The sequence below is a fragment of the Pantoea sp. X-Soil-MYKO-1289 genome (genome assembly GCF_059730625.1).
In genome coordinates, this window is record NZ_AP036004.1 from 1914574 (window position 1) to 1932891 (window position 18318).

The 18318-nt window shown below is 61.9% G+C and carries 14 protein-coding genes; 7 read left to right on the forward strand and 7 right to left on the reverse strand.

Annotation, left to right across the window (positions count from 1 at the left end):
* Positions 1 to 10: 10 nt before the first annotated feature.
* Positions 11 to 1186 (reverse strand): mannose-6-phosphate isomerase, encoded by a 1176-nt coding sequence (manA, locus tag AC6I7Z_RS09180; RefSeq protein ID WP_497813954.1) that lies wholly within the window; start codon positions 1184 to 1186, stop codon positions 11 to 13.
* 193 nt (positions 1187 to 1379) lie between these two features.
* Between manA and fumC the strand changes: the two genes are divergently transcribed.
* Positions 1380 to 2777 carry a class II fumarate hydratase gene (fumC, locus tag AC6I7Z_RS09185; protein ID WP_497813955.1) on the forward strand — a complete coding sequence of 466 codons (1398 nt, stop codon included), beginning with the start codon at positions 1380 to 1382 and terminating at the stop codon, positions 2775 to 2777.
* Between the two features lie 43 nt (positions 2778 to 2820).
* On the opposite strand, the gene tus is transcribed toward fumC, so the two are convergent.
* Entirely contained in the window at positions 2821 to 3750 is a 930-nt protein-coding gene (gene tus / locus AC6I7Z_RS09190; protein WP_497815419.1) for a DNA replication terminus site-binding protein, read from the reverse strand.
* 213 nt (positions 3751 to 3963) lie between these two features.
* On the opposite strand from tus, the gene AC6I7Z_RS09195 reads away from it, so the two are divergent.
* The 3 genes from AC6I7Z_RS09195 (at position 3964) to AC6I7Z_RS09205 (ending at position 6350) form a co-directional block, all read left to right on the forward strand.
* Positions 3964 to 5148, forward strand: coding sequence for an MFS transporter (locus AC6I7Z_RS09195; protein WP_497813956.1), 1185 nt, complete (start codon positions 3964 to 3966; stop codon positions 5146 to 5148).
* Positions 5149 to 5340: 192 nt separating this feature from the next.
* Positions 5341 to 5829, forward strand: coding sequence for an RrF2 family transcriptional regulator (locus tag AC6I7Z_RS09200; protein ID WP_033747332.1), 489 nt, complete (start codon positions 5341 to 5343; stop codon positions 5827 to 5829).
* A 188-nt stretch (positions 5830 to 6017) separates the two neighbouring features.
* Entirely contained in the window at positions 6018 to 6350 is a 333-nt protein-coding gene (locus AC6I7Z_RS09205; RefSeq protein ID WP_033789944.1) for a TFIIB-type zinc ribbon-containing protein, read from the forward strand.
* A 79-nt stretch (positions 6351 to 6429) separates the two neighbouring features.
* Here AC6I7Z_RS09205 and AC6I7Z_RS09210 read toward each other — a convergent pair whose 3' ends face one another.
* From AC6I7Z_RS09210 to AC6I7Z_RS09220, 3 genes are all read right to left on the reverse strand, one after another.
* Positions 6430 to 6930: a DUF4760 domain-containing protein gene (locus AC6I7Z_RS09210; protein ID WP_497813957.1), complete on the reverse strand. Its 501-nt coding sequence runs from the start codon at positions 6928 to 6930 to the stop codon at positions 6430 to 6432.
* Between the two features lie 288 nt (positions 6931 to 7218).
* Positions 7219 to 10371, reverse strand: coding sequence for a multidrug efflux RND transporter permease subunit OqxB (gene oqxB, locus AC6I7Z_RS09215; protein WP_497813958.1), 3153 nt, complete (start codon positions 10369 to 10371; stop codon positions 7219 to 7221).
* 17 nt (positions 10372 to 10388) lie between these two features.
* Entirely contained in the window at positions 10389 to 11549 is a 1161-nt protein-coding gene (locus AC6I7Z_RS09220) for an efflux RND transporter periplasmic adaptor subunit (protein WP_048780866.1), read from the reverse strand.
* Positions 11550 to 11847: 298 nt separating this feature from the next.
* On the opposite strand from AC6I7Z_RS09220, the gene AC6I7Z_RS09225 reads away from it, so the two are divergent.
* From AC6I7Z_RS09225 to AC6I7Z_RS09235, 3 genes are all read left to right on the forward strand, one after another.
* Positions 11848 to 12192: a helix-turn-helix domain-containing protein gene (locus AC6I7Z_RS09225; RefSeq protein WP_033747323.1), complete on the forward strand. Its 345-nt coding sequence runs from the start codon at positions 11848 to 11850 to the stop codon at positions 12190 to 12192.
* An 86-nt stretch (positions 12193 to 12278) separates the two neighbouring features.
* Positions 12279 to 12713, forward strand: a complete 435-nt coding sequence (locus AC6I7Z_RS09230) for a ribonuclease domain-containing protein (RefSeq protein WP_497813959.1) — start codon at positions 12279 to 12281, stop codon at positions 12711 to 12713.
* Positions 12714 to 12715: 2 nt separating this feature from the next.
* The gene (locus tag AC6I7Z_RS09235) at positions 12716 to 12985 is read left to right on the forward strand and encodes a barstar family protein (RefSeq protein WP_497813960.1); all 270 of its coding nucleotides are present in this window, start codon (positions 12716 to 12718) and stop codon (positions 12983 to 12985) included.
* On the opposite strand, the gene AC6I7Z_RS09240 is transcribed toward AC6I7Z_RS09235, so the two are convergent.
* Both AC6I7Z_RS09240 and AC6I7Z_RS09245 read right to left on the reverse strand, forming a co-directional pair.
* Positions 12982 to 15357, reverse strand: coding sequence for a virulence factor SrfC family protein (locus AC6I7Z_RS09240; RefSeq protein ID WP_497813961.1), 2376 nt, complete (start codon positions 15355 to 15357; stop codon positions 12982 to 12984). The two genes, AC6I7Z_RS09235 and AC6I7Z_RS09240, sit on opposite strands and share 4 nt — an antisense overlap.
* Complete coding sequence (locus AC6I7Z_RS09245) at positions 15354 to 18317, reverse strand: virulence factor SrfB (protein WP_497813962.1); 2964 nt, start codon at positions 18315 to 18317, stop codon at positions 15354 to 15356. The genes AC6I7Z_RS09240 and AC6I7Z_RS09245 overlap by 4 nt, the downstream gene beginning before the upstream one ends.
* Between the last annotated feature and the right edge of the window lies 1 nt (position 18318).

Consider the following 18318-nt stretch of genomic DNA (forward strand, 5'->3'; position numbering starts at 1 on the left):
GTCAGCCGAATCAGCGTAATGCGTTAAAAACGCGCGCCAGGCGGCCGCTTCCGGTAGCTTTCAGCGCGCCGTCACTGGCGGAAACAAAGCAGGATTCTCCCGGCCGCAGCGTCAGCTGCTGCTGGCCCAGCGTCAGCGTCGCCTCGCCTTCGATGCAAAACAGGATCGCCGCGCTCTCCTGCGAGAGGGGCTGCGGTTCGCTGTCCAGCGCGTGAATGGCGAAAGCGAAATCCTCCACCGGAATCGGGAAGTTCAGGACGCGGTCCTGCTGTTGCGGCTGGGTCAGCAGCTGCGAGGCCGGTTTTGACTGAAATTTGACGTTGGCGAGCAGCTCGGGAATATCAATATATTTCGGCGTCAGGCCGGCGCGCAGCACGTTATCGGAGTTGGCCATCACCTCCAGCGCCACGCCGTTGAGGTAGGCGTGCGGCGTTTCGGCGTAAAGGAACATCGCTTCGCCCGGCTGCAGCGTAATCACGTTCAGCAGCAGCGGCGAAAACAGTCCGCTGTCGTCCGGGTAATCCGCCGCGATCGCCTTAATGGTCTCCCACGGCTGGCCGTCGCGCGCGTTGAGCGCGGCTTTCAGCACGCCCAGCGCCAGCGACTTCGCTTCGCCCTGCAGCGAGAGCAGGGTGGTGAACAGCGTTGCCAGATTATCGCTGTCGGGGTGCTGCAAAAAGTGGGCGATCTGCGGATGCGCGCCCGCCACCGGCTGCAGCAGCGAAGCGATCTCCGGCAGCTCGCGAAAGCCGTTCATCGCCTGAAAAGGGGTCAGCGCGTAGACCAGCTCCGGCTTATGGTTGGCGTCTTTATAGTTGCGCTCCGGCGCGTTGAGCGGGACGCCCGCAGCGTTCTCGCGTGCGAAACCCTCTTCCGCCGCGCTTTTGCTGGGATGAACCTGAATCGACAGCGGCTGTTCGGCGCACAGCACCTTAAACAGGAAAGGCAGTTCGCCAAAGCGTTTTGCCACCGCATAGCCCAGCGTCTCCTCGGGCGCGGCGTTGATGACGTCGCGCAGCGAGCGCCGCTCGCCCTTGATCTCGACCTGAGAAGGGCTTTTGGGATGCGCGCCCATCCACAGCTCCGCCATCGGCGCGCCGCTGGGATTGGCGATGCCGTAGAGTTCCGTTAAGGCGGTTCTGCTGCCCCATGCGTAATTTTGCAGCGAATTGACCATTTTTTGCATAATTAACCCTTTAATCACGGGAAGTTATTGCGCCTATTAAAGCAGAAAATGGCGGCGATAATACATATGAAGTGCAAACAGCGCGTCAGACTCGCATAATGTTAAATTCTTGTATGTAAGAATTCTGCGCGTCCAGTGTTCTTCCCGCGCTGGGCGACCAATCACCACAACCTGTGCTAAAGGAGACGTAGACATGGCAGCCACGCGCATTGAAAAAGATTCAATGGGGCCCATTGATGTACCCGCAGACAAGTTATGGGGCGCGCAAACGCAGCGCTCGCTGGAACACTTCCGTATCTCGACAGAAAAAATGCCTACCGAGCTGGTCTACGCGCTGGCGCAGACCAAGCGCGCCGCCGCCACCGTCAACCGCGATCTCGGCCTGCTGCCGGCTGAACGCGCGGACGCCATTGTTAAAGCCGCCGACGAGGTGCTGGCGGACCAGCACAGCGGCGAGTTCCCGCTGGCGATCTGGCAAACCGGCTCCGGTACCCAGACCAATATGAACATGAACGAGGTGCTGGCCAACCGCGCCAGCGAGATCCTCGGCGGCGAACGCGGCATGTCGCGCCTGGTGCATCCCAACGACGACGTCAACAAAAGCCAGAGTTCTAACGACGTCTTCCCGACCGCAATGCACGTGGCGGCGGTGATCGCGCTGCGCGAAAAACTGATCCCGCAGATTGACTCGCTGAAGAAAACCCTGAGCGAGAAGTCCAGCGCCTTTCAGGATATCGTCAAGATCGGCCGCACCCATCTGCAGGATGCGACGCCGCTGACCCTGGGCCAGGAAATCTCCGGCTGGGTGGCGATGCTGGAGCATAATCTTAAGCATATCGAGCAGAGCATTCCTCACGTCGCCGAACTGGCGCTGGGCGGCACCGCCGTCGGCACCGGGCTGAATACCCATCCTGAGTATGCGGTGCGCGTGGCGAAAGCGCTGGCCGAGCTGACCGGGCAGCCGTTCGTTACCGCGCCGAACAAGTTCGAGGCGCTGGCGACCACCGATGCGCTGGTGCATGCGCACGGCGCGCTGAAAGGGCTGGCGGCCTCGCTGATGAAGATCGCCAACGACGTGCGCTGGCTGGCGTCAGGCCCGCGCTGCGGCATCGGCGAACTCTCCATTCCGGAAAACGAGCCGGGCAGCTCTATCATGCCGGGCAAGGTCAACCCGACCCAGTGCGAAGCGATGACCATGCTCTGCTGCCAGGTCATGGGTAACGACGTGGCGATCAATATCGGCGGCGCGTCAGGCAATTTCGAGCTGAACGTCTTCCGGCCGATGGTGATCCACAACTTCCTGCAGTCGGTGCGCCTGCTGGCTGACGGCATGGACAGCTTTAACCACCACTGCGCCGTCGGCATCGAGCCGAACCGCGACCGCATTTCGCAGCTGCTCAATGAGTCGCTGATGCTGGTGACCGCGCTGAATACCCATATCGGCTACGACAAAGCGGCCGAAATTGCCAAGAAGGCGCATAAAGAGGGGCTGACGCTGAAAGGCTCGGCGCTGAAGCTGGGCTATCTTACCGAAGAGGAGTTTGACGCCTGGGTGCGGCCGGAAGAGATGGTCGGCAGCATGAAGGCGTAATCCGCCGTCGTAATACAAGGCCAGCGCTGCTGGCCTTTTTTCGTTATATCGGACAGTCGACCCACAGGTGCAGCCGCGGGATCAGCAGGTTGAGCGGCTGCGCCGCCGGCTTATAGCGGTGCTGCACGTTATCCGCGTTGTAGTTCAGCAGTTCGCCCAGCACCGGCACCTGGCTGCGGTCGCGACACAGCACGACGATCGGCGACGGACAGGCGAGCTGCGTCTGTTTTTTCTCGTCGGCGCGCCAGACGCGCGCGATCGGCTGCACCTTCACCGGGCGCTTGATCTTCAGCCGCGCGGTGGCGGGCAGGGCGCGCACGCTCTCCAGCTCATCCTGCACTTTTTCCGCCCACTGCTCACGCGTCCAGGGCGCCTGCGCGCGACTGGCGCTGAGGCTCTTTTCCAGCTGCGCGATAATCTCTTCGCGCTTGACGTTTTTAATCACATGCTTGTTGGCCCAGCCGAAACGCAGGCTGTCCGGCGCCTGCAGCAGGGGAATGGTGCGATAGGCGTTAAGGGTAATCAGGCCGCGCAGATGCTGGTGCACGAACTCAAAGCGCGCCTCGCTCGGCAGGCCCGATTCCACCGTGATGATCTGCTCCAGCCGCGCTTTATATTGATTCACCAGCGCGATCTGGTCGATAAGGGCGGTTTCGCGTTCGCCCTCGGCTTCAATGCAGAGAGCGCCGGGCAGGCGAACGGCCGCTTTGGTGCTCAGCTTTTCTGACTGATGCTGCATAAAAAGCCGACAGAAGTGCGCCAGCGCCATCTCGCGCGCGGCTTCGCCCAGGTGCTGCTCAACGGCGATTTCGGTCACGGCGTCATGTTCGTGGCCTTTTTCTATCGGCGGCAGCGAGAACACCCGCGCGATTAGCAGCGGCTGCGCCATAATCATCTCGCGCAGCTCGCCCAGTGACTGTTCGAGGCGGTTGGCGCAGTCATGCAGGTCGGAAATCAGATCGTAACGCATCAGTGCTCCTCATAGTTACAACATACCTTAATGTGACAGAGAGTGGCGCTGCGTGCAATCTGTTCTATTAGTTACAGCATACTTAAAGAGATTAATTAAATAAACCGTGCGGCCTGACGGCTAAGCAGGCAAAGCGGGGCGAGCGGCACCGTTTCGGTTTTTTCCTTATCTCATAACATGTTATAAAAGTCGCTACTGTACAAAAGGGTAACGGATGTGAATCAACGGAATAAACCCGGCGTGCTGGCGGTAGTGGTGCTAGGGCTGGTGCAGATACTCTCCTGGGGCGGCTCGTTTTATCTGATGGCGGTCATGGCGGCGCCGATCGTCGCGGAAACCGGCTGGTCGCAGCAGTGGGTCTACGGCGCGCTGTCGCTCGGCATTCTGGTTTCCGGCCTGCTGGCGCCGCTGAGCGGACGCATTATCGCGCGCACCGGCGGCCGGCTGCTGCTGGCGCTGAGCGGGGCGGTGATGGCGATCGGGCTTGCGATAATGGGCTTAAGCCATTCGCTGCCGCTGTTTCTTGCCGCCTGGGTAGTGATCGGCGTCGGCATGGCGATGGGACTCTATGACGCGCTGTTCGCCACGCTGGGCACGCGCTACGGCAGCCAGGCGCGCAGCGCCATTACCAGCATTACGCTGATTTCCGGCTTTTGCACCTCGCTGGTGTGGCCCGGCACCGCGCTGCTGATTCACCTGCTTGACTGGCGCGGCGCCTGTTTCGCTATCGCCGCCATGATGCTACTGCTGGTGCTGCCCGCCTATTTTTACGCGCTGCCGGATAAAGCGGCGGTGCTGAAGCCGAAAGCGGCGACGGCGCCTGTGCCGCAGAGCGATATCGCGCCGTCGCTGTTCTGGCTGCTGTGCGCCATTTTTACGCTCGCCTCGGTGATCATGACGGCAATCTCGGTACAGCTGATCGCTTTGCTGCAGGCGAGCGGCTACACGCTGGCTGCCGCGCTGGGGCTCAGCGCCATTCTGGGGCCATGTCAGGTGGGATCGCGCGTCGTCGATATTTTGTTTAAACGCGGCCATCCCATCTGGACCGCCTTTTTCTCGGTGGGACTGGTGGCGCTCGGCCTGCTGTCGCTGGCGCTATTCCCGCAGCTTGCGCTGCTCAGCATGGTGCTTTACGGTGCAGGAAATGGCCTGCGCGCCATCGTGCGCGGAACTTTACCGCTGGCGATGGTCAAACCGGAGGCGTATGCCGTAGTCGTTGGCAGAATGGCGCGCCCGGCGCTTATCGGTCAGGCGCTGACGCCTCTGGCGGGCGGATATCTGTTTGAAACCTTCGGCGCGTCCGCTACGCTGTGGATGCTTTGCGCGCTGGCGCTGCTTAACGTGGCGCTGGTGATGCTGCTAAAAAATCGGCTGCCGTCGGCGCCGCCAGCGGCGCTTTAAGGGCAGGGCGGAAGCTGGCGCGGCGCGGGCTGAACAGCTTGTGCTGTCGGCTGCCGGGTTTTAATGAATACGTGCCCTGGCGCCGTCGCCTTGCTTCTAAAAAGCAACAGTGTTTGTTATATTTATTGCTCACTGAATGTTCACTTACGCGGCAATAAAACAATAAGATGCACCGCAACTCAGGATAATGAAATGCTTGATTACCGCTTCCCGACAGCTTTGCAAATGGTTCTTAGCGTAGCGATGGCGGAGCAAATGGGTAAACGCTCGACCAGCGCCATTCTGGCATACGGCCTTGAGGCGAATCCCAGTTTCATCCGTAAGCTGATGGTTCCGCTCACCCGCGACGGCATTATCGTCTCGACGCTTGGCCGCACCGGTTCGATTCATCTGGGGCGTCCGGCCAGCGAAATCACGCTGCGCGATATTTATACCTCGGTGATTGAGGACAAAAAGCTCTGGGCGTCGCGTCCGGACGTCGCGCCTCGCTGTCTGGTCAGCGCCAATCTCTGCTGGTACTTCAAATCGATCGCCGATGAAGCCGAGCAGGCCTCGCTCGACGTGCTGGAAAAACGCACCGTCGCCGACGCGCTCGAAGAGCTGAAGAAAGGCAATGAAACCGAGTGCGCGCCGGTGCTGGAACCGGATGCCATCGAAGACCTGTGCAAAAAAAGCCGCTAAAAGCGGCTTTTTTTATGCCCGCCGCGCGGCGCACCCGATCCCTGCCATAAGGTTTTTCTCTCCAGCCGCAACAGACGAACCCACGCTATAGCAAAAGCATCCGGCGAAATGATGGTTTTTTTATCCGATTGATAATGCAGAAAAAGCGTATTTTTCCGTCTGATTATTTTGTATCTATGGAGAGAGAAATGGCCTTAATCAACTGTCCGGAATGCAAGTCGGACGTCAGCGATTCCGCTTTTAAGTGTCCTTCATGCGGGCATCAGGTAAAAAAACCGAAGCGAACGCTGTTTGGGAAAATCGTTAAGATCGTATTTATCCTGTTTAACCTGCTGATGATCTATTCTATTTTCGCCGGTATGGGCGCGAGCGGAGACGTGATCAATAATGCGGCTTCCGATGCAGAACGCGCGGGCGCGGCGTTAGGCGCAGGCATGGGCGCGATGATGCTGGGGATCCTCTGGGTCGTGGGCGATATCATTATCGGCACGCTGGTTTTTCTGACGCGTCCCAAAGCCTGATAATATCTGCCGCAAAGCGGGTACATCCGTGTGAACATAAAAAGCCGCTAATGCGGCTTTTATTATATTTCTCGCCGGGCTATTTTTTCCGTAAAGGATGCTGCTTCCAGCGCGTGACCAGCCACTCAAATTCCTGATATGTCGTCTCTGAGTGAATATGCTCTCTAATCGCCTTAATCAGGGGCTCCGCGATATCCCATGCCTGAATAACAGTGGTGAAAGAGGTTCTCTTAATCATCTGCTCATCATATATCCCTTCGCGAATACTGACGGCGACTCTCTCATAAAAGTTTAAAATATATTGTAGCTTGCGCCGCTCAAGCTTCTCTTTTTCTGTAATGATTTTACCTTCTCGCGGAAAAATATATGAACGAAAAGACTTACCCGAACGATTTACTTTTTTAAGAACGTGTAAGGATTCCATGTAATCCTTATCCTGGCGGCTTTCAAATAAAAATTTTGCGGTCTCCTTTTTCTTGGCTGTGCGCACGTTATAGAAGATGGCGCATGTAGCGACGATAACGCCGAGCAGGACGATGGCGTTACTGATGAATGGCCATATAGTCAGGTTTGAAGTCATATTTTTCGTCCATGAAAAAGGCGGGTTGCTTCCCCGCCTTAGTTATTTTGCGTCTGCTTAGAATCCGTCAAACTCGTCTCTTGCTTTGTTCATATAGCCTCCCTGAATAGCCTTGTTGCTTTTGCGTTAATAGTTAATTCTTCACGCTTCTGCTGACTGGAAAATTAACCTGGCAGTTTTTTCCTGTCAATGAGTTGTCTGTACAGATTGCGTAGCGTTACGCAATTTTCACATTCCACTGCCATTGTCTGAATTAAAGAAAGGGCGATCGCTGACCGCCCTTACTCTTTACGCTGTCTGCATCGCCTCTTTCGGCGCCTTGCGCGTCACCAGCTTACGCAGCGTGACGTAGAACACCGGCGTCAGGAACAGACCGAACAGGGTAACGCCCAGCATCCCGGCGAATACGGTGATGCCAGTGACGCCGCGCACTTCCGCGCCCGCGCCTTCGCCCAGAATCAGCGGCACGGTACCGGCGATAAAGGCGATAGAGGTCATTACGATCGGACGCAGACGCAGACGGCAAGCCTCCAGCGCCGCTTCCACAATGCCTTTGCCCTGCATCTCCAGCTCGCGGGCGAACTCCACAATAAGAATGGCGTTCTTACAGGCCAGCCCCATTAGCACCACCAGACCGACCTGCACGAAGACGTTGTTATCGCCGCCCGTCAGCCAGACGCCGACCAGCGCCGACAGCATGGTCACCGGCACGATCAGGATCACCGCCAGCGGCAGCGTCCAGCTCTCATAGAGCGCGGCCAGCACCAGAAACGCCAGCAGCACCGCCACCGGGAAGACGATAAAGGCGGTATTGCCCTGGGTCGCCTGCTGATAGCTGAGATCGGTCCACTCGATATTCATGCCGTTTGGCAGCAGCTGACTGGACATCGCTTCCAGCTGGGTCATCGCCTGCGCGGAAGAGAGAATGCGCGGATCGGCATCGCCAATCAGGTCTGCCGCCGGGTAGCCGTTATAGCGGATCACCGGATCGGGCCCGTAGGTGGTGGTGATATGCACCATGCTGCCGATAGGCACCATCTCGCCGCGATCGTTGCGGGTGCGCAGGTTAGCGATATCCTCCACGCTGTCGCGGAACTCGCCGTCCGCCTGCGCCATCACGCGCCAGGTGCGGCCGAAGCGGTTGAAGTCGTTGACGTACGAAGAGCCGAGATAGGTCTGCAGCGTGCTGAAGAGATCGGTCAGCGACACGCCCTGCGCCTTGGCTTTATCGCGGTCAACCTGCACGTCGAGCTGCGGCACGTTCGCCTGATAAGAGGAGATGGGATAGTGCATGCCCGGCGTCTGCATCACCGCGCCGGAAAGGGTGTTAATCGCCGTCTGCAGCGCCCCATAGCCCAACCCCGCGCGATCCTGCACGTAGAGCGAGTAGCCCGACCCCTGGCCGAGGCCCAGAATCGGCGGCGGCATAATCGAAAAGCCGAATCCCTGCTGCAGCTGGGCGATCTTGGCGTTGATTTCCGCGTTAATCTCTGCCGCGCTGTGGGTACGCTCGCTGAACGGCTTCAGGCCGAAGAACACCGTGCCGGTATTGGGCGTGTTGGTGAACTGCAGCGCATTCAGGCCGGGGAAGGCGACGGAGTAGGCCACGTCTTCGGTATTCATGCCGATTTCGCTCATCTTGCGGATCATTTCATCGGTACGCTCCAGCGATGAGCCTTCCGGCATCTTCACGCCGCCGATCAGGTAGAGCTTATCCTGGGTCGGGATAAAGCCGCCCGGCACGGCGTGGAACATAAAGCCCGCGCCCGCCAGCAGCAGCACGTAGACGCCAAACACCGCGCCGCGACGGCGCAGCGTTTTGCCGACCAGCCCTTCATAGCCGTGCGCGCTGCTGTTAAAGAAGCGGTTGAACGGCCGGAACAGCCAGCCGAGCAGGCGATCGATAATGCGCGTCGGGATATCTTTCGGCGCATGGTGATCCTTCAGCAGCTTCGCCGCCAGCGCCGGCGACAGCGTCAGCGAGTTGATGGCGGAGATCACCGTGGAAATGGCGATGGTGACCGCGAACTGCTTATAGAACTGGCCGGTGACGCCGGAGAGAAACGCCATCGGCACGAACACGGCGCAGAGCACCAGCGCGATAGCGACAATCGGCCCGGAAACTTCGCGCATCGCCTGATGCGCCGCCGCCTGCGGCGAGAGGCCCAGCGCGATATTACGCTCGACGTTCTCCACCACCACGATGGCGTCATCCACCACGATGCCGATCGCCAGCACCAGCCCGAACAGGCTCAGGGTATTGAGCGAGAAGCCGAGCAGGTAGAGCACGCTAAAGGTGCCGACGACCGAAACCGGTACCGCCAGCAGCGGAATGATCGAGGCGCGCCAGGTCTGCAGGAACAGGATCACCACCAGCACCACCAGGGCGACCGCTTCCAGCAGCGTATGCACCACCGCGCTGATGGAGTCGCGCACGAATACGGTAGGGTCGTAAGGCGCGGCCCACTGCACATCGTCCGGGAAGCGCGTCGCCAGCTCGGCCATTTTCGCGCGCACCGCATTAGAGAGATCGATGGCGTTGGCGCCCGGCGCCTGGAAAATACCGATGCCGACCGCGTCTTTATTGTTGAGCTGCGAGCGCAGCGCATAGCTGCCGGAGCCCATCTCGATGCGCGCCACGTCGCGCAGCCGCACCAGCGAGCCGTCGTCCGAGGTTTTCAGGATGATATTGCCGAACTGCTGCTCGTTTTCGAGGCGGCCCGCGGTATTGATCGAGAGCAGGAAGTCGGACTGCTTCTTCAGCGGTTCAGCGCCGAGCTGGCCAGCCGACACCTGCACGTTTTGCTCCTGCATCGCCGTGATCACGTCGGCGGCGGTCAGGCCGCGCGCGGCGACCTTGTTGGGATCGAGCCAGACGCGCATCGCATATTCGCCCGCGCCGAAGATCTGAATCTGGCCCACGCCCGGCAGGCGCGCCAGCTCATCCTTCACCTTCAGCGTGGCGTAGTTGCGCAGGTAGAGCGAGTCGTACTTGCCGTGCGGCGAGAACATATGCACCACCAGCGTCAGCGTCGGCGACATCTTCTGGGTGGTAATGCCGAGGCGACGCACATCCTCCGGCAGGCGCGCTTCCGCCTGGGCGACGCGGTTCTGCACCTGTACCTGCGCCTGATCGGGATCGGTGCCGGGACGGAAGGTGACAGTAGTCACCAGCACGCCGTCGGAACCGGCTACCGATTTCATATACATCATATTTTCAACGCCGTTGATCGCCTCTTCCAGCGGCGTCGCCACCGAGTCGGCAATCACCTTCGGGTTGGCGCCGGGATATTCAGCGCGCACCTGCACGCTGGGCGGCACCACATCCGGGTATTCGCTGATCGGCAGCAGCGGAATGGCGATCAGGCCGGTAACGAAAATCAAAATCGACAAAACGGCGGCGAATATCGGCCGGTCGATAAAAAAGCGGGAAAAGTCCATAGCGGCAGTAGCCTCAGTTAGTTGGCGTTAGCCGCGCGCATCGCGACCTGCTGAGCCGTTACCGGCATTCCGGGCATAAACACTTTTTGCAGCCCGTCGACGATCACGCGATCGCCCGACTGCAGCCCGCTTTTCACAATGCGCAAACCCTCGGCCATCGCGCCGGGCTGAATGTCACGGCGCTGCGCCTTGCCTTCTTTGTCCACGACATAGACATATTTGCGATCCTGATCGGTCAGCACCGCCTTGTCGTCAATCAGCAGCGCCTGGAACTCTGCGCTGCCCGGCAGGCGGACGCGGGAGAAGAGGCCGGGCGTAAACTGACGCTGCCGGTTATCAAGCAGGGCGCGCATGCGGATGGTGCCGGTGCTGGCGGTGAGCTGGTTGTCGGTAAAGTCGACCATGCCGCGGTGCGGATAGCCGCTTTCGCCCGCCAGACCGATTTCGACCGGCAGCGAGCCGCGCTGCTGGCCCTGACGCGCCATCGCCTGATAGTGCAGGAAGGTGGTTTCATCGACGTCGAAGTAGACATACATACGATCCTGCGACACCAGCGAAGTGAGCACGCTGGCGCTGTCGCCGGCGGTCACCAGGTTGCCGGTGGTGATCATGGCGCGGCTGGCGCGTCCGTCGATCGGCGCGGTCACCCGGGTAAAGTCAAGATTGAGCTGCGCCATATCCACGGCCGCCTCAGCGGAGAGCACGTCCGCCTGCGCCTGGCTGGCGGCGGAGCGCCGCTGCTCCCACTGCTCGCGCGACACCGCCTGGGTGCCGATCAGCTTCTCGGTGCGCGCCGACTCGCTGCGCGCCAGCGCCGCCTGGCTGCGGGCGCGCGCCAGTTCGGCCTTCGCCTGCTCCAGCGCGGCGCGGTAGGTGCGGTCGTCGATGGTGAACAGCACCTGGCCTTTTTTCACTTCGTCGCCTTCGCGGTAGTTCACCGCATCGATATAGCCGGAGACGCGCGGGCGCAGCTGCACGCTCTGCACCGCTTCGATGCGACCGTTAAAGCTGTCCCACTGGCTGACGGGCTTCACCACCACGTCGGCGACGCTGACCTGAGGAGGCGGCGGTGGGGCGTTTTGCGCCACGCCTTTGTCACATCCGCTGAGTATGCTGCTGAGCAGCACCGCGCCCAGAAGGGTTGAACCCTGACGAACCCACTTCGTTTGTCTGTTCATTATTGTTATTCCGCATAGCGTTAAAAAAGAGCCCACAAAAGCGGGCCAATATTTGCAACTTTTAAGATTGCAATTAATCGCGAGGAGTGTAGGCTTGGGCATCCAGCAACTGCAAGAATATCTGATACACTTTATGTGCGGTTTTGACTGAGGCAGAGCGGGGCGGAGAATGTCCTTACGGCGAGTGCGGCATTTAATGTATCAATCCAACTTGCATTAAATGGCAAAGTCAGTCACCCTTAAAGTGTAATTGCAACTGATACTGATACTGTTCGCAACGGCGACGGGAGAAAATGGGATGATGAGCGACGCATTTATTCACGATCTAATCGACTGGATCGATAACAACATCGAAGCACGTCTGGATCTGGACACCGTATCGGAGCGCGCAGGCTATTCTAAATGGCACCTGCAGCGTATGTTTAAAGAGCACACCGGCTATCCGCTGGGTGAGTACATCCGCATCAAGAAGCTGAAGAAATCCGCGGATCGGCTGACCACCACCAATGAGCCGATCCTTAACGTCGCGATTTCGCTCGGCTTTGACTCGCAGCAGTCTTTCAACCGCAGCTTTAAACGCCAGTACGGCGTTGCGCCAGGCGCCTGGCGTCGCCACGGGGCGCAGATGCAAGCCATGCAGTGATCCCCGCAGGGCCAGCTTCGCTGGCCCGCGCTGTATCTGCCCGCTAAAGCTGGTATCATCAGCGTCCTGTTGTCTGGGATGCCATCATGTCGAAAAAACTCTGGATCGCACTGATCATCGTGCTTGCGGCCGCCTGGGCCGGTTTTAAACCCCATCTGAATGTTTCACCCACGTCTGAATCCGGCGACATCAGCTCGCTGACCGATGCGCGCACCGTAGCGCGTTACCTGCTGCAGCATCAGCAGCTGCCGACTTATTACATCAGCAAAAACGACGCGCGCCGCCGCGGCTGGGATCCTGCCAAAGGCAATCTGTGCGAGGTGCTGCCGGGCAAGGCGATAGGCGGCGACCGTTTCGGCAACCGCGAAAAGCGCCTGCCGCAGCGCAGCGGACGCTTATGGTATGAAGCGGACGTCAACTATCGCTGCGGCCATCGCGAGGCGGATCGGCTGGTTTACTCCTCCGACGGCCTGGTCTATATCACCACCGATCACTACCGCAGCTTTAAACAGGTGCCCTGAAAATGCTGACCATTACGCTCGACTTTCGTCGCCTGGCGGATCGCGACGCGCTCTACCAGACGCTGGCGCAGCAGAGCCACTGTCCGTTCGCCTTCGGCAATAATCTGGACGCGCTGTGGGACTGGCTGACCGGCGGCATGGCGCTGCCGGCGCGCATTCATCTGCGACACGCGGCGGAGGCGGAACGGCGCGACGAGTTCGCCGCCGTGCTGGCGCTGCTGGAAGAGGCGGCGCAGGCGCTGGAGGGCGACCTGCGCCTGAAGCGGGATTAGCTGCGCAGCGGCGTGAGGATCGCGGCCAGCGCGGCGCGCGCGGCAGGCGTCACGTCGCGTCCGCCAGCGTAGCCGTTGTTCTCCAGAATCACCGAATTCAACCCGACCAGCCAGTCGTAAATATAGTAGGCGGTATGGTTGGCGGGCGCGGCGGAGAGGCGCGTCAGCCGCTGTCCGGCAGAGAAATTAACGCTCGGCGCGGGCGGACGCGAGAAAATCGGCTGACCGCGATTGACGCGGCTCGGCGGCCGCTCAGCTTCGTCACGCTGTATAAAGCCCAGCCAGGCGACAAAATCCCCCAGCACCGTCATGGCGCGGGACACCTGACGATCGGCGCGCGACTCGTGGGTGACGGAAGGGTTATCCGGCTCGTGCAGCGCCTGCTCCAGCGACGTCAGCATATCGAGGCGGAAGCTGGCGACGATCAGCTCTTCAACCAGCCACTCCAGCGTGCCGCGATCCACATTCAACAGCGTCAGCAGGCTGCGGTTCTCCGGCAGTTCGCGCAGATGATCGAGCCACAGCGCCATCACCTGGCGCGCGAAGCTCTGTCCCGCGGCGCTGACGTGATGCTGCGCGGCCGCAGGCTCGGCCAGCGGCGTATCGCTAAAGAGATCGAATTCAAACCCGACGCCGAAATGCTGCGCGGGCGCCTCGGCGCGGATCGCGGCGGCGGCGGCCGGCGCGTCATGCTGGCTCAGCCAGAGCTGACGCAGCGTCTCGCGCGGCGGCTGCAGCCGCTCCAGCAGTTCGCCGTGCAGGCCGGTGCGGTGCTGCAAACATTTCAGCAGGGTGTCGGCGATGGTCTGCCTGCGCGCCGCCTGTTCGGCGCTCGCTTCAGCGTCGGTCCAGGGCAGCAGACGACGCTCCAGCACGCTGTGCTGCAGGGCGCGCAGCTCGGCCAGCAGCCGATCGCGGCGCGCGTCGGGCTGCATCTCTTCCTGCAGCCACTCCGCCATGCGATCGACGCCGGCGCGATCGAGCGCCAGCATCGAGCCCCAGCGCTGGCCGGGCTGGCCAATCTGGCGCTGCACCGCCTCATCGACGTTGATCTGCTGATGGCGCGCGTCATAAGGCGTGATCGCCCAAATCAGGCGCGGCTTTTCGCCGTTTTCGCGCGGCGGCTGATGCAATTGCCACTCGCGCAGCGCGCGGCTGGCGACATCGACATCCTGACGCTGGCTGGCGGCGGTGCAGACCAGCATTAAATCGATCCCCTGGCGCGCAGCGTAGAAGCCGGGCAGCAGGGCGCGTTTCTGCTCCAGCAGTCGGGCGCGCAGCGGATCCAGCTGCTCCAGGCGCTGACGCTCCTCCAGCGCCGCCGCATCGGCGGGCGCGCCGGGCGCGGGCAGATCGAGCATATCGGCGTCGTCAAACAGGGCGGTGCGCGGCATCGAGTTCAGGGGGATAACCAGCTCCAGCGTCAGCAGCGCCAGCCAGCCGAGCGGCACCTGCTGCGGCTTGCCGATGCGGTTGCCGTTCAGCGGGCAGACTTCCACCTTCATCTGCTGATCCTGCTCGCTGGCGGGGGCGATCAGCTGTTCGCTCGGCAGCAGCGCGTCGTCCGCCAGCAGGCTGAGCGGCGCGAGCAGGCGGCTGGCGCTGCGCAGCTGATGGCGCAGATGCAGCAGCGCGCGCAGCGCTTCGCTCAGCTCCGGCTGCGTCGGCCACAGCAGCGCGAAAAGCTGCACCCGATCGTCGACGCTGAGCGCGGGCGCCAGCTCGACCGCCTGCGGCCAGAAATGGCGATCGAGCCGCGGCTCGTGACAGCGGTGGCGGCGGCTCCAGGCCCAGAGCGTCACCAGCGCGTCGCTGTCGAGCCCGCCGACCGGCGCGCTGAGGCGCTGGCGCTGCAGGCGCTGCAGCTGCTGGTCGAGCTGGGCGCTTTCCGGCTGGGGCGCCGCATGGCGGCAGCTCAGCACCAGACGTAAAATTTCCGCCTCGCTCAGCAGCGTCAGCTCTACCGGCCATTCGCCGGAGAGCGGCTCGCGCTGGTGGCAGTAGCGGGTCGCCGCGGCGAAGTCGAGATTGCCGGGATTGATCTGCTGGAAGACGTTAAGGCTCTTTTCCCCCAGGCGCGTCAGCAGCTGGCCCTGGGCGTCGGCGACCATTTCGCTCAGCAGCCAGGCTTTGCCCGCCTGCGACTGGCCGAACAGCGCCAGCGTCACCGGTCGGGCGACCTGCTGGGCGAGCGCGTCGCTCTGCGCGCGGGCGCGGCGCAGCTGGCGCGTAAAAGTTTCCGCCTCCAGCGCCAGGCGCGGCGACGCGTCGCGGTGGTCGGCGATCCAGCCCAGGCTGGCGTTGAGCGCCTCCTGCAGCAGGCCAAGTCGTTTTGCCAGCGTCTGCGGCTGGCGCGGTTTTACAGTTCTCATCGTTTGCAAAGGCTTCCGCTGTCAATCCAGTACTGGGCATTGGCGTTGCCCGTCGGCGAGAGAGTATTGAGCTTCAGGCTCAGCTGCTCGAGCGGCACGCGGGTGCCGTCGTCGAGGCGCGCGTCGCTCAGCACCAGCCGCTCGGGGCCGGGCAGCGTCGGGCCTGGCGCCACCGCCAGCTTCACGCGCAGCACGCTCTCTCCGGCGACCTTGCGCGCCAGCTGGGCGTCGTTCAGCGTCAGGCTATAGAGCGGCGACGCGGGCCAGCGATCGTTATCGAGCTGGCGGAAACCGAGGCAGACGTTGCCGCGAATGCGGAAGCTGTTTTTGCGGTCCAGCGCGAAGCTGCGGTCGTCGAGATCGATATCGCTGTAGCAGAGATTATCGTCGGTCAGCGCCTGGTTCTCGTCGAGCACGCCCAGATAGCGGATGGTTGAATAGGGCTCGAAATCGCCCGCGCGGAACCAGAAGCTGTTCAGGCGCAGATCCAGCGCCAGCAGGCAGAGCATCGCGCCGACCGCCGCGGTGGATTTCGGGTTGTCGATGCGGCCATGCTTATTGAACGGATACCAGTCGCTGGTGTGATAGCCCTCCAGCGACAGAATGCGACTGCCCGGCAGCGGCTGCAGATGGCGCACCAGCGCCTGGATGCCGGGGAAGCGCGACGGGCGTCCGGTGAGCAGCAGCACGTCGCACTGATAGAGCGACACCACTTCGCACATCGAGCGCAGCGCCGGGATGATCGCCATGCGGTGCTGCATAAACTCGGCGTGCAGCTGCGCGAGACTGACGATCAGCGGCACCTCCAGCAGATCGAAACCGCTGTCGGCGCCCAGCGCGCGCTGGATCTCGCCGTTGATAAAGGCGAGCACCGCGTCGGCCGGACGGCTCTCCACCAGTTCGCCGAACAGGGCGTTGATCTCCGCGTGGCTCTCCAGCGGATCCCAGTTCTCGTAGCGCTCCAGCACCGCCTGCGCCAGCGGAATAAACAGCTGCAGCGTCGCCTGCTGGCGCAGCGTCGCCTGGCCGTCGAGGCGGCCGTCGTGGCCGAACAGCTTGTTCAGCAGCGGCTCGGCCAGCGTCAGGCCCGCTTTCTGCAGGCTCTGCTGCAGCGCGGGCAGGATCCAGAGCTGGATCACGTCCAGCAGAATATCGTCGCCTGCGACTTTGAAGCCTTCGCGGAACAGCAGACGCGGGGTGATTTTGACGTTATTGCCCTGGCCGTCGTCGAGACGGTAGTGGGTAATGGCCAGATCGGTGGTGCCGCCGCCGATATCGATCGAGGCGATGCGCAGGCTTTTGCCCGGCACTTCATCCGCTTCGCGCGGACGATCCGGGCGCGCGGTGCTGCTGAAGAAATCCTGCGCGCGACCGGCGAAGTTGACCTGGGTTTCGTTAAACAGCCACACCATCTGGCCGCAGGTGGCCTCGTCCCACTCCATCTGCACGTCGGGCACCGGCTTGCGGCAGGTCGGCGGCGCGGCGGCGTCGAACGGCTCGTCGGCCGCGTGCCAGCCCTCGGCTTTCCACACCAGCGCGATCGCCTGCTGCATGCGGCGGCGGAAAATTTCGCGCTCCGGCTTCGGCATCGCGGACGGCAGGGTAAGGATAACGTGGCGCAGCTGGCGCGGCGCGTGGCTCTGCGGCATGCGCTGGCGCTGCGCGGCGCTGTTCATCTGCATCAGCGCCTGCGCCAGCAGTTCGCACAGCATAAAGGTCATCAGCGAGCTGCGGCTGTAGTGGGCGGAAAACACCGGCAGGCGATCGTCGTCGGCGAGCGCGTGCAGCGGCTCTCCTTCATCATTCAGCAGAAAGGTAAAGGGCGCGGCGTTGGCCTGCGGCTCGTTCGATCCCTGCGGCTGGTTAAAGCGCCAGCCTGGCTGATAGCGCGCCTCGTCCCACAGATAGCGGCGCGGGCTGGAGATGCCGGTGCTGCCCTCAAGGCCGGCGCGCTGCAGCGCCAGGCGGCTCGCTTCGCGGCCGACGCGCGTCAGCGACGGCCACATAAAAGCGTTTTCGCGGCCGCTCTGCAGTGAAAAGCTCGCCTTGCCGAAGTCGGTTTCAGCGAACTCCAGGCGGCTGTCGAACAGTTCGTTATAGACCTGATGCGGCTGCGAGAGGTCGCGCAGCTGCAATTCGTAGGTCTGCTTCAGGCCGTTGCTCTCTTCGGGATGATCTTCCACCAGAATGCCGCAGGTGTGCGAATTGCCGACGTCGAGAATAATGTCGACGTTCACCGCCGGCGTCTGCTGGGTGGCGGCCTGAAGGTGGATATCGCTCAGGTTAAGCTGCTCGCCGAGCAGCTCCAGCAGGTTCAGGTAGTGCGCCTGATATTCGAACTCGCGCAGCGCCTGCGCGATCGCCTGCTCGCGACGGTCGCCGACGCGGTCGCTGAACGCCTCGCGCAGCCAGCCGTCGACCCAGATATGATCGAGGAACTCGCCCAGCTCGTAGTTGTGCCAGGCGAGCGAGAAGGTGACGCCGTTCTGCGCGTCGGCGGCGGTCAGGCCGAGCTGTTCGCCGCCATCCTCCTGCGCGACGCAGCGGGTATCGAACGCCAGGGTCACACGATGGGTGTTGCCCGCCGCGTCGGGCTGCGCCAGCGCGGTGAGGCGCAGACGCGCCCAGTTCTCCGGGCCGCCGATAAAGCGGCGGCCGCTGGCGCAGCGCAGCATCGGCAGCGGCAACCAGCAGTCCGCCAGCAGCGCCAGCGAGTCGGCCAGCGCCACGTCCGATTCCGGGCGCACCACTTCCGGCGCGCCGCCGTCCTGCGGATAGAGCAGAAATTTGCCGCTGTTGCCGTCGACGTTGAGGCGCAGCAGCGGGCCGTTCGCGGTCTGGCGCACGAACTGGCGGCGCGCCTGACCTGCGGCGATGCGCAGGCCGAAATCGAGAAACTGTACGCCGCTCTCTTCAATCAGCGTGATTTTTTGTTTGTCATCGATCAGGGGAGCCAACATG